At 63.0% G+C, this 3,419-nt stretch carries 3 protein-coding genes; all 3 read right to left on the bottom strand.

What is annotated here, in order from left to right:
* Positions 1–641: 641 nt before the first annotated feature.
* The 3 genes from ACLP9N_RS04570 to ACLP9N_RS04560 all read right to left on the bottom strand — a co-directional run bounded on the left by ACLP9N_RS04570 (position 642) and on the right by ACLP9N_RS04560 (position 3,272).
* Positions 642–1,487, bottom strand: coding sequence for an alpha/beta fold hydrolase (locus ACLP9N_RS04570; RefSeq protein ID WP_442406275.1), 846 nt, complete (start codon positions 1,485–1,487; stop codon positions 642–644).
* 189 nt (positions 1,488–1,676) lie between these two features.
* Positions 1,677–2,852: an HNH endonuclease gene (locus ACLP9N_RS04565; RefSeq protein WP_442406274.1), complete on the bottom strand. Its 1,176-nt coding sequence runs from the start codon at positions 2,850–2,852 to the stop codon at positions 1,677–1,679.
* Between the two features lie 156 nt (positions 2,853–3,008).
* Entirely contained in the window at positions 3,009–3,272 is a 264-nt protein-coding gene (locus ACLP9N_RS04560; protein ID WP_442406273.1) for a hypothetical protein, read from the bottom strand.
* Between the last annotated feature and the right edge of the window lie 147 nt (positions 3,273–3,419).

Raw genomic sequence — 3,419 nt, 5'->3', positions numbered from 1 at the left:
GGTGTGCAGCCACGCGCGCAGCACTCGGTAGGCGAACTCCCGATCCTCGGTGTCGAACTCCCTGGCCACGTCGTTGATCCAGGTGTGCGCGGTTTGCATCGCGTGGTCAAACGCCGAGACCTTCGTTATGGCGGACATGACTACCTCCTTGAGACCCCGGTCTTAGTTCTACAGCCAGTCATCATGGACTAAGCCCCTTCTTCTCCCCTCGTGCCCGGCCGCCCGCATTCGGGCTTCGAGGTCTGGCCGTACGCATTTCAGGTTCTGCCTCCCCCGTCGTCCCGAAAAGGGTCCTTTGACCCGGATCCGCGCGCCTCAGTGCACACATTCGAGGCACCGGAATGGGAAGCGGCCCGCCCGGCCGACAGGACAAGTACCAGTCAGCGCCCGTCAGCCGGAGTCGAGCAGGTGGGCCACCATCCGCAGGGCGTGGACAGTGCCCCGACCGTCGGGCACCCCGCGAACGTCTCGGCAGTCCGCAGAGCTGCGGCCACCTCACGCCGCTGCGGCGGGTCACGGGCGTTCGTCGGGCAGGGCCGGACGGGCCTTCTCGGTGCCGGACTTGGCTCCTCGCACGGGTCGTCGGGGTGACCTGCTGCGGCCAGGCCCGCTGCCTTGGTCTGTTTCGAGGTGCCAGCGGTTCAGGTTGTCGCGATGAAATCACGCACCAGATCGGCGAAGCGGTCCGGTTCATCGAGATGCGGGAAGTGGCCAGCTCCCTCGAACAGCTCGACGCGACACCCGGGGATCGATTTCTGCGCATTGATCGCGTGCCACGGCGGGATCATCCGGTCCCGGGAGCCCCAGATGATGAGGGTCGGGATCGGCGCGGCGTCGGGCAGGTAGTCGTGGGCGTTGACAGTCTGGCCCCCAGGGTCGATGACGGCGCGGGTCGTGGCTAGGAAGGCGCGTCGGCTCGCCGCATCCCCGAGCGAGGTGAAGCCCTGCCAGATCGTGGTGATGTCCGTGCCGGGCTTCCAGCCCGCCCTGGATAGAGCCCGTCCGGCGCCCTCGGCGCGCGTACGCACCCACCCCGACGCGAGGATGGGCAGGACCCATGCGGCCCCGGGCAGCGTCGCCGAGCGCAGGATCGGGTTGACCTCCCGGCCCAGCCCGCCACTGGCGACAAGCACCAGCCGCTCGACGCGCTCCGGGAACAGGTAGTAGAACTCCATTGCGATGCCCCCGCCGAGGGAGTGCCCGACGAGGGTGACCCGCTCAATGCCCAGGCGATCCAGCAGGTCGCGCAGCGTTGCCGCGTGGGCGCCGAGGGAATAGTCTCCCACCGGCTTGTCCGACTCGCCGTGCCCGAAGAGGTCCGGCACGATCACCCGGTGGTCGTCATGCAGGCGGTCGATCAGGTGGATCCACTGGCGTTGCGAACCGAGAATCCCGTGGATGAACAGCACCACCGAACCCGTACCGCTGTCCAGGTAGGACAGCTCGTGACCGTGGATGCTCACGGTTCTGCGCGGCGGCGTCCCCATGACGTCTCCCTCGCAGGCCGATTGATCCGGGCGGTACCCATCCAGGTTCCGCCTTCCCTCCACCCCCCAATAGGGTCGTTTGACCCAGTTGTGGGCCTCAGTGCCCCATTCGGAGTATCGGAATTGGGAGGAGGCGGTCGCCTCTACCGCCGCCAAGGCATGCCTCGTCCACCATGCTTGTGCACGCTTTCAGGCGGGGGCATCGGTGACCCATGCGGGCAGCCTCGATGGAAGTGGATCGAGTGGTTGGCCAACGCCACGCCATGTCTTCGTTTGGGGGGCTGCAAGTTTGAAGAGGCTACGCGCCGTGTTCTTGACGCGGTCGTACTGTACCGGCCAGTGGATGGCCCGACCGATCCGTTCCAGAGTCGCTTCATCGCGGGGTCGTGTGCCGGGCGCAGGTGAGATGCCTAACGCCCGCTCGACGTGCATGATGGCCGGTGGGTAATCCGACTTGGACAGATTGCACTGTCCACACGCCAGGACAAGATTGGCTAGACCGTTTATCCGGTAGGTCGACACCGGCAGGACATGGTCGATATGGCTGCCTGATTTCAGGCTGAAACGGCAGTAGAAGCACTCTTCGCCGAACGCCTCCTTCAGCGCGGGGCGTACCTGAGCAAGGGCTACCCGGTCTTCCTCGAAGAGATACCGCTTGACATCAAGGCCATCCGGGAACAATTCGTGGTTCGATTTCCACACCTTGTCGACCCACAGGTATTCAAGCGCGGGCCTCAAGAGTCCTGCCAGCAAGGCCATCGCGTACCCAACGCCCTCGCGAAGCCGGACCACGTTGTCGGGCCGGTCGATTTTTGCATTGGTGGCGTTCTGCATCCACTCGTCGTGGTAGAGGAACGGGTCGGTGCCACTGGGGACCGTTTGGAGAAGGCGTAATGGGTAGCGCACCAACGTGCGCTTCACATTCTTCAGTGTCTCGGCGTACAACTCGGGCGCCTGTGACTTCGCCAACTCCAGCGTGGTGCTGTTGCCCGCGTGTGCGGTTTCACGGAAGTTCCTGATGTCGTCAAGAATCTTGGTTGCCTGACCGGATTGGCGCAGTGCGCGGTCTCCGTCGATGCCGCTTGGCCGGGTCTGTTGCCAGTATCTCTCGATTACCCTCTCCGCGAGGATGTCGAGCGGCACATCGACCGACTCGTCGGAATCGGGCGCCCTCTCGATGCAGTACTCCATAAGCGCAAGTAGCGTCGCGAGCTTGTATGTCGAGGTTTTCTTGCCTTTTTCAAGAATTTCAATGATGCGCCGCCCGAGCGCAACCGAGGCCGTGTCCGACATTCTGCTCACCAGTCGAGGGTATTTCGGCGTGATCCAGTTTGGACCGAAAAGAGTATTCCGGCGCTGGGCCATCAGTTGCGAACTTGTGGGCATCTGCAGCGGACAGACCCGTCATACAACTATTGCTAGAACCGCCATCTCGCACGCGGAAGTTGCTTGTGTCGATGCCGCTATCGATCTAGCCTGCCCACGTCGCCGTGCATCCAGGAACCGAACAACCTCAGTCGTCTAACGGTCTAACTCGTCTAACTCGTCGTCGAAGGGATCATCGGCTGGGTCGAAGACCTCGGCGTCGTCCTCCAGCAGCTCCGAGGCCTCGTCCTCACCCTTCATCTTGCGCACGATCTCCGGCCACATTTCCTCCGGCACAGTGGATTTGATCGCATTGATAATTCGGTCCATCTTCACCCACATGTCCACCATGCTGGTAGCGCTGGCACGAGATTCGATCAGTGCTTGGAGCCGACCGGCAGCGATCATGCCGGTGTTCACATCTACCCTGGTGTCCGAATCAACTAGTGGTGTGTCTCCAAAATAATTGGCTGGTCTGCGTTAGACTTCGTGGGTGATGACACCGGCGGCTGCTTTGGTCATGTCAGACGGTCAACGAGAAGCGTTGGAGGCCTTGTCGCGGTCGCA

The sequence above is a fragment of the Mycobacterium sp. genome, assembly GCF_052144515.1.
Taxonomy (GTDB): domain Bacteria; phylum Actinomycetota; class Actinomycetes; order Mycobacteriales; family Mycobacteriaceae; genus Mycobacterium.
This window is presented reverse-complemented; position numbering and strand designations above follow the sequence as displayed.

Bases quoted from the DNA above. Each gene is read 5' to 3' on its own strand.
- ACLP9N_RS04570 (WP_442406275.1), bottom strand. From the start codon at position 1,487: ATGGGGACGCCGCCGCGCAGAACCGTGAGCATCCACGGTCACGAGCTG.
- ACLP9N_RS04565 (WP_442406274.1), bottom strand. From the start codon at position 2,852: ATGGCCCAGCGCCGGAATACTCTTTTCGGTCCAAACTGGATCACGCCG.